Raw genomic sequence first — 7,150 nt, forward strand, 5'->3', positions numbered from 1 at the left:
CCATCGGTCACGAGCCAGCGTTCATTTTGCCATGTCATGTAGAGCGCGAAGCTTACAGTATGTTCGTTATTGCTAATTGTTATTCTCTGCCTTTTGCATGAAACTCCGTCGGTAGTTGTGACATGGAATAGTGTTCCGATAGTGTTGGGTTGTGCCCCTAGTTCTTCTGTAACAGGTTCGACCTTCACTATTTTTGTCACTTTTGATTCATTGCCATACGCCCAACCGTCTGTATAGAGTCCATTGATGGCGTCGATGTGTCCATCGGCGAATGGGACTCCCTCGACGGACAAGCTAGCTAGGGATTGTGTGTCTCCGGTGTTCCAGGCGTAGGAAAGGGTTGCAATATAGTGTTCGGCTGCGAGTTCTGCGCCCCTCTCGGTGTTCTCCTTGGCCTCCTCGGGTAGTTCTGGTTTGGTGTAGGTAGATGCGGCGTGTTCGGCGGGGCGCACGAGCACGCCGTCGGGTCCGATCTGGTAGCCACCCGACATCGCAGCCTCGGTGGAACTCGACGCGGATGGTGCGGGCCTGGCGGCTGGCGTCGTGGCCGCGACGGTGGGTTTCTCACCCCACGCGTGCCACCATCCCTCTGCGACGCCGTTGATGTAGACGGCGAAGACTGCCCCAACGACAAGCACAACGTAGGTGACGCGCATCCCCCAATAGAACGGCTCAACGTGCAGCCAGGCCCGCACCCTGGCCTTCGCGCCCTTGGGCCGGTTGGCTTTCGCGTCGGCTCGATAGTCGGCCCACCGCTGACGCAGCGTGTATTTGCGCGGCATGGATTCTCGCCGGAACTGCTCCTCGTCCTCCTCAGTGACGGGCCGCTCGGACAACGGTGGAACCATCATGTTCTCTCAACCTCCACGATGAGGTAGCTCTCCTCCAGCGCACCCCCACCATCGGAAGCACGCCCTGTTAAGAACACAGGCTACGCCCAGAACCAACATAAAACACTAAAAATATGAAGTAACTATGATGCACATCCTCCCGAAATTTGATGATGGGCGGCGCAAATGTGCGGCTTAAGGACAAATCGCTCGTCTGACCTTGTCAAACATTGATCGATGTGCGCGACGCTCGCATCTGATACAGGTGAAACTGTGGGCCAGTATGTGGACAGTGCTGCCCATAAGGTTCAAAAGGGTGTCATTTGGCGACATCTAAGGCTTCTGATCGAAGGAACGGAGTGTGCGTATGCAGCGAGTTCCTCGATGGGAGAGTGCTCCCGTACCATCAATTGTTTCACGTGAAACATTCTGACAAGAGATGCGTTGATCCGCGTCAATCTGGGTACAGTGGTCGCGTTGCACAGCCTGTGAGGCATGTGCCGTGTATACCTGTCCCCATGAGGAAGCGTAGCAACCGAGCGGATGCAAAGATGAAGGCCGACCTCCAACGCTGGCTCATTGAATCTGGGGAAGCTGAAGAACTCGTGGCTTTCCTCCGCGAGGAGCGAGCGCCTCATCCTGTGTCCCCGACGCGAGTGGCCGTAACCACGAGCCTCGACGTCGATATGTTCGACGCCATGATGGCTCGCGCGGCCAGTGAAGGTATCACGTCACGGTCGGGAGCTCTCCGCGCCGCGGTGCGTGAGTGGGTGAGTGACGTCGAGTGCCTGCCTGAGGCACATCAGAATTGACGAGGCCGTGGCACGTCCCCGGGTCACGGTCGGCGTGTGGGTCGTCAGGGTTGACGAGGCCGTGGCACCTCCACGGATCACGCGCGACGCGTGGACAGATGGGTGTGCCACAAAGACAGGAACTCCGCCCTCATGTACACATGTGACTATGACGAAGCGTGACGATACAAGCATGGCAGAACAGAACGCCGAAATCCGCCGGTGGGCAGAGGAGAATGGCCTGTTGCTTGGGTCGAGGCTGGGCCAGCAGCAGGACGTGGTGGAGCGAGTCGGTCCTCAAGTACCAATCGTCGAGGTTACGGTGACTATCGACGAGGACGTGTACGAGGCGGCGATGCTGCGCGCAACCTACGACGGATACGACAACGCGTCCGAGGCCATTGAAGCGGCGCTCCGAGAGTGGACGCGAGGGTACTAGGCCCGCCGAGATGCATTCCGCTAGTTGTGACGGCGTCTCAGGGGGAGTCGCCCGTTATGAGGATGCTGTGCGACACGTCGGTGGTTTTCTCGGCGGTGATATTAGCTGTGATTATGATTCGACAGGGAAGAGTGGTTCGGAGTTCATCGCTCGGGGCCTGATTTCAGTGTTGAATGTCAGATGAGCGAGGGAGCACATGGACGCAATCGATGCGTTGATTGACGCTGCGCAGACTTTCTACGACGACGCGCGCACGAGCGAGAATGGGCGCTCGCGCTCGTGGGAGCATTGCTATCGCGTGTTTCGAGATGCGCGGACTGACCCGTCCCCGGACTACGACTATTTGAGCCTGCACCTCGCCTTCTACCTGGCGAGCTGGGGGATGTATCGGGGCTCGTGCTTCCTGCTTCAGAAGGACTACAAGGTGCTGTCGCCCATCGTCGAGGAGGTCCTGAAGCCCGAATACGACTGCCTGTTTGGGGTCGCGTGCGTGGGGCTGCGGGAGCCTGAGGTTCAGGCGAGGCTCATAAAGGTGTACGCCTACATCGCCAAGTATTTCCGGCCGATCCGCGATGAGGCCGCAGGGCGAGCGGTTGCGTCTTCTGTGTCCCCGGTTCTCATCACGAAAATCCTCATGGGAACGCTTGGCTGCGTGCCCGCGTATGACAGATTCTTTCAGGATGGCGTTGCGACATACAAGGTGACGACGCAGGAATACAGCCCGGAGTCCGTCCTCAGGCTCGTGGACTTCTACGAGGAGCACAACGACCGCCTCGAGGAAGCGCGGCGAGGAATGCGGACTGAAGACCTCATCTATCCGCAGATGAAGCTGCTCGACATGGGGTTTTGGCAGGTTGGATTCGAGAAGGACGCTGGGGACGCCAAGTGACCCGTCACTGAACGTCTGTGGGGTCGACGACGCCGAGAATCTCGGTCACCGCCGACCCCACCAAGAGTCGCTCATAACCTCGATGCGGCACGTGCCACCCGCTGTGGAGACGGAGACAGCGGGTGGGCACCCAACGGAGGCCTCGACAAGGAGGCCACCGTTGGGTGCAATCGAGGAGGAGGCGCGATCATGGGCGCGCGGGCAACACCGCCTGTCCGATCCTGGTCTTGACGTCCCCGACCTCCCCGGAGAGAACGTCGATGACGGCATTCATGAGCGGCAGCTGCTCGCGAAGCTCCGGGGCGTGCTGGTCGACGAACTTCTGCGCCAAACCGGCCGCAGGAACGCCTTCAACGGTCTGCTCCAGGCGAGCCATCTCCTCGAGCGCTTCCTTCGGCCCTTCGCCGCGCCCGATGCGTACGCCGTAGAACTTGTTGCGCCCGGATAGGCCCGTCACCTCGAGGTCGCCGACACCCGGGAGGCCGAATGCGGTCGTCTCGTTGGCGCCCTGTGAGGTGCCGAGGATCGACATCTCCCTCACGGCCTCGTTAAATGTGGCCGCCTTGAGGTTGTGGTGCGGGACGCCGGTCTTCTCCTGGAGGCCGTCGGCGATGCCGAGTGCGATCGCGAAGACGTTCTTCATGGGAGCGCAGATTTCCACGCCGGTCTCGTCGTCGGTGGCCTCGATGGCGTAGTTGTCGGTGCGAATTGCGCGCGCGTACTTGATGGCGACGTCGAGGTCCTTGCACCCGAAGATGGTCGCGGTGGGTTCCCGCGCGGCGCACTCGTTCGCCTTCACGGGACCCGCGACAGCGATGATCGGAGGCAGGTTGTCGTAGCTCTCGTCCGCCGCGATGCGCCGGATCGAGTCGGGCAGCGCCATTTTCACGACCTGCTCGACGCCGACGGACGCCACGGAAACGATGACGGTATCCGCGCCATCCAGGGCCTCGTCGAGTTCGGAGGAGCGGTAGAGGGTGACGCCCTGCGCGAAGGGCTGGTTCGTGCGCGGGTGGTTCTCGCCTCGCTCGATCGCGTCGAGGAGGTGATCGTCGAGCCACGTTCCCCACAGCTGCACGTCCCAGCCGGCGTCCGCGAGCGGCGTGCAAATCGCCGAGCCCATCGCTCCGGCGCCAAGGACGGTAATGGTAGACATTGTTTCTCCTTGCGATTCCTAGAGTTCTGCCTTCGGTGATTCGGGCTTCGTCGAGGGGGACTTGCGCGAGAGCTCGTAGAGGTCCTCGAACACGTCCTTCAGCTTCGGATAGAGCGGCTCTTCAGAGTTGGGTGTGGGTGGAGGCGTCTAGGCCTCCTGCGATGAGGAGCATTTGGAGTTGGTAGTTGGTGGGGTTGCGGTAGCCTCTGGCGGTGCGTCTTCCTAGTTCGATGATTCCGTTGATGGCTTCTGTGGGGTGCGTTGCTTGCTCTGTCGGTGTCGAAGTAGGCGTCGAGTGCGTCCTTCCATTTGCGTAGGGTGGTTCGCCCCTAGGCGTGCGATTTCGGGGATGGGACAGGCTGGTAGGCGCTGGATGAGGTGTGTGGCCAGGCGTCGGCCTTGGGTGGGTGTGTCTTGGTGGAAGACCTCGCGCACTTGCTGGGCGCAGTGGTAGGCGACTTCGACACTGATGTGTGCCTCATCTGCCGTGAAGGCCTCACGGAGTCGTTCTTGTTGGCGGGGGGTGAGCTTGCGTGTGTGAGGCGCGCAAAAGAAGCCGGATTTGGTAGAGGGAGTCACCCTTGCGTCCGCGGTGACCCAGGGTGTGTTGCTGGACGCGGCGACGCACCTCACCTGGAGCGTCGCCAGCGAGCTTGACGATGTGAAAGGTGTCGAGCACGCTGGTGGCGTCCTGGGAGCAGGCCAAGCGATGGCGTTCTTACTGTCTCCCCCTTGGAGGGGTCTAGAGTCGCGATCTGGATACCGGAGCGAAACTGTTCGCCGCGCTCTTCTAGCCAGTTCTCATGCGCGGTGCCAGACCTGCCTGGGACCAGGTCCAACAAGCGGGCTGTGGGATGATCCTCCCCTCGCGTCAGGTCCACGATGCCGGTGAGCTCACGTGGGTCTCGTCGGCGTCGGTCCTGGTGATGCCATACGTGCTCGTCACCCCCCAGCACCCGCACGCCTGCGAAATGGGCGGGGTCATCAGATGCGGCTTGCAGGCGCGGCTTGATGTGGGACCACGCGGTGTTCCACGTGGTTCCTAACTGGCGGGCCAGCCCCGCGATAGTGGCTCCTTCGAAGCGTAACTGTCGGATCGCCCAGCGGATCGCCCGGGCGCCCAAACGCGCCCTGGGGGCACACACTGAGTGGTTCTGCTCGATGAAGGTCGCGATCTGGCAGGTGTGTTCGCGGCATATCCAGCGTCGCTTAAACCATCGGATCCGCGCCGGGACCCCGGCCCAGGGCGCGTCGATCACCTCCACCACCATACGCCCGTGGCCTTGAGCGATTCAGCCCCCACCCAGGGCAGCCAGCAAGGCAATCACAGGACTCTATGTCGAGCACCAGAGCATCTGGGGTGCGAGCCACGCTCATCAGATGGAAGCCCTCCAAACCGACGAGCAGATCACACCGATCACAACGATCAAGCGACACAGAACATCAGCAGGTAGGGTGAGACACCGCCCGAGGTCCCTTGACGACAGCGGGGGTAGAAGTCCGCTCATCATCACGGACCTCAACCTCTACCCGCAACCCCCGACCAACACCCACTCACCCACACACAACTCGGAAGAGCCGGTAGAGCTTGCGCTGGATTTTGGCGACGTCGCAGTACTGCTCGTGCTTCTCCATGTCGGGTTCGATTGTTTTGCCGTATTGCGCCATCTTCTTTGCGGTGGCGGCGACGTCATGCTCGCCGTAGATGCCCGTCGAGGCCATGGCGAGGACCGCCGCACCGAGCGCGGAGATCTCGTCCTGGGTGCACACGGTGATGGGCAGGGCGGTGGTGTCCGCCATGATCTGGCGCCACAGGAGGGAGCGCGTGCCGCCACACATCGCGCGCAGTCCGGTGAGCCTCACACCGGTGCCCGCCTCGATCGAGTCGAGGTTGTAGCGCATTTCGAATCCGATGGATTCGAGGATGGAGCGGTACATGTGGGCGCGAGAGTGGGTGCCGCGCCAGCCGACGACGGCGCCTCGGGCGACGGAGTCCCAGTGGGGGATTGGACGGCGTTCCAGTAGGGGAGTGTCACGAGGCCTTCGCAGCCCGGGGGAATGAGGCTCGCAGCCTCGTCGAGGGCGGGGTCGGGTGCGCCGAGGAGCTTTGGATCGCCGAGGGTTTCACGGAACCAACCGGCCAGGTAGGAGCCGGAGGACTGGAGGACCTCGAACACGTAGTTGCCGGGGATGCCGGACACGTGGGTGCGGAAGACCTTGTCGTACTTGTAGACCGGCGAGTCGACGCCCGCGTTGACGGCCGTGCTGAGGTTGAGGAATCCGATCTCGGGATCGGCGGCGGCTCCGATGCCGGCTGCCTGGCCGTCGCCGAGGCCGGCGATGACGGGCACTTCGGCGATGCCCCGCTCCTCGGCGAGTTCTTTGCGCAGCGTGCCCATCTCGTAGGAGGGTTCGACGAGGTCTGCCATCTGTTCGCGGGAAACGCCCGCAATGTCGAGGAGTTCGTCGGACCAGTCGCGCTTCTGGATATCGAAGAGGCCGAGGGAGTCCGCGGCGGCCTGCGAGCTCACGGGGCGTCCGGTGAGCATCCAGGCGATGTAGCCGTGAACATCCATCACCCTGTAGGCGTCAGCGAAGATCTCGGGTTCGTGTTCCTTGACCCAGGCCATCTTGTAGATGGCGGGGGTGACGCCGGCTGGCTTTCCGGAGAGCTCGTTGATGTGTTCGCTGCCGTAGCGGCGGATTTGCTCTGTGGCGCGGCCGTCGAGCCACAGGATGCCGTTTCGGAGCGGTCGGCCGTCCTTGTCGAAGGGGGCGAAGGAATCGCGCTGGGGTGTGATGCCGATGGCTGCGATCCGGCTGCGGTCTGTCGGCGAGAGCTTGGAGAGCACCTCCCCGATGGTCGCGCGGCTGGTTTCCCACCAGCGGATGGGGTTGTGCTCGTACTGGTCCATCGCGGGGGTGTGCAGCTGAATGTTCTGCTTCGCCGTGTGCCAGATGTTTCCTTCTGCGTCGACGACGATCGCCTTCGTGGATGTCGTCGAGGAGTCGATTGCGACGACGAGAGGATCGTCTGCCAGATAC

The 7,150-nt window shown here is 62.0% G+C and carries 8 protein-coding genes and 1 pseudogene; 3 read left to right on the forward strand and 6 right to left on the reverse strand.

All coding sequences use genetic code 11. The annotated features are described in order from the left end of the window. Window positions 1-851 (reverse strand): DUF6318 family protein (locus tag O3932_RS10275; RefSeq protein WP_371538263.1); only part of this gene is annotated, 851 nt, incomplete at its 3' end. A 497-nt stretch (window positions 852-1,348) separates the two neighbouring features. On the opposite strand from O3932_RS10275, the gene O3932_RS10280 reads away from it, so the two are divergent. From O3932_RS10280 to O3932_RS10290, 3 genes are all read left to right on the forward strand, one after another. Beyond that, on the forward strand, window positions 1,349-1,642 hold the full coding sequence (locus tag O3932_RS10280) for a ribbon-helix-helix domain-containing protein (RefSeq protein ID WP_371538266.1): 294 nt from the start codon (window positions 1,349-1,351) through the stop codon (window positions 1,640-1,642). Between the two features lie 172 nt (window positions 1,643-1,814). Continuing rightward, window positions 1,815-2,060: a hypothetical protein gene (locus O3932_RS10285; protein ID WP_371538269.1), complete on the forward strand. Its 246-nt coding sequence runs from the start codon at window positions 1,815-1,817 to the stop codon at window positions 2,058-2,060. A 196-nt stretch (window positions 2,061-2,256) separates the two neighbouring features. Next, window positions 2,257-2,949, forward strand: a complete 693-nt coding sequence (locus tag O3932_RS10290) for a hypothetical protein (RefSeq protein WP_371538273.1) — start codon at window positions 2,257-2,259, stop codon at window positions 2,947-2,949. 187 nt (window positions 2,950-3,136) lie between these two features. Here O3932_RS10290 and O3932_RS10295 read toward each other — a convergent pair whose 3' ends face one another. The 5 genes and pseudogenes from O3932_RS10295 to O3932_RS10315 form a co-directional block, all read right to left on the reverse strand. Beyond that, complete coding sequence (locus O3932_RS10295) at window positions 3,137-4,105, reverse strand: 2-dehydropantoate 2-reductase N-terminal domain-containing protein (RefSeq protein ID WP_009648403.1); 969 nt, start codon at window positions 4,103-4,105, stop codon at window positions 3,137-3,139. A gap of 222 nt (window positions 4,106-4,327) precedes the next feature. Continuing rightward, the gene (locus O3932_RS10300; protein ID WP_371538276.1) at window positions 4,328-4,684 is read right to left on the reverse strand and encodes a transposase; all 357 of its coding nucleotides are present in this window, start codon (window positions 4,682-4,684) and stop codon (window positions 4,328-4,330) included. Further along, window positions 4,602-4,784 carry a transposase gene (locus O3932_RS10305; protein ID WP_371538278.1) on the reverse strand — a complete coding sequence of 61 codons (183 nt, stop codon included), beginning with the start codon at window positions 4,782-4,784 and terminating at the stop codon, window positions 4,602-4,604. Before O3932_RS10305 ends, O3932_RS10300 begins: the two co-directional genes overlap by 83 nt. Window positions 4,785-5,659: 875 nt before the next feature. Next, window positions 5,660-6,055, reverse strand: a pseudogene (locus O3932_RS10310) (FGGY-family carbohydrate kinase); the annotation flags it as partial. Further along, window positions 5,965-7,150: FGGY-family carbohydrate kinase (locus O3932_RS10315; protein ID WP_371538280.1), on the reverse strand; the 1,186-nt coding region annotated here is incomplete at its 5' end. The pseudogene O3932_RS10310 and the gene O3932_RS10315, both read right to left, overlap by 91 nt.

The sequence above is a fragment of the Pauljensenia sp. 20925_1_25 genome, from assembly GCF_041433955.1.
Lineage (GTDB): Bacteria > Actinomycetota > Actinomycetes > Actinomycetales > Actinomycetaceae > Pauljensenia.

Bases quoted from the DNA above. Each gene is read 5' to 3' on its own strand.
- O3932_RS10280 (WP_371538266.1), top strand. From the start codon at position 1,349: ATGAGGAAGCGTAGCAACCGAGCGGATGCAAAGATGAAGGCCGACCTC.
- O3932_RS10285 (WP_371538269.1), top strand. From the start codon at position 1,815: ATGGCAGAACAGAACGCCGAAATCCGCCGGTGGGCAGAGGAGAATGGC.
- O3932_RS10290 (WP_371538273.1), top strand. From the start codon at position 2,257: ATGGACGCAATCGATGCGTTGATTGACGCTGCGCAGACTTTCTACGAC.
- O3932_RS10295 (WP_009648403.1), bottom strand. From the start codon at position 4,105: ATGTCTACCATTACCGTCCTTGGCGCCGGAGCGATGGGCTCGGCGATT.